Source organism: Salinicola socius (assembly GCF_001937195.1).
GTDB classification, from domain to species: Bacteria; Pseudomonadota; Gammaproteobacteria; order Pseudomonadales; family Halomonadaceae; genus Salinicola; species Salinicola socius.
The window spans coordinates 1-253 of sequence record NZ_MSDO01000050.1; the positions used below are offsets into that span (position 1 = coordinate 1).

The following is a 253-nucleotide window of genomic DNA, read 5'->3' on the forward strand; positions in this document are numbered from 1 at the left end:
GTTGCGTAGTTCGTATCAGGGGTCCTTGTTTCGACATGAATTCTTGATGCACAGAGTGGACCGGTAGTTCAGTCGGTTAGAATGCCGGCCTGTCACGCCGGAGGTCGCGAGTTCGAGTCTCGTCCGGTCCGCCATATCGACGTCTTCTGCTGCATTCAATACGTTTCACGCTTCGCTGCATTCAATACGTTTCACGCCTCGTAGTCTGGCGCTACCGCGATAACCGCGGTGTTCTGCGCTTCGACTTCTGAAG

General features: G+C 54.5%; 1 tRNA gene. It reads left to right on the top strand.

Features of this window, described 5'->3' with window-relative positions:
* Positions 1-57 precede the first annotated feature (57 nt).
* Positions 58-134, top strand: a tRNA-Asp gene (locus tag BTW07_RS18600).
* The last annotated feature ends 119 nt before the right edge of the window (positions 135-253 follow it).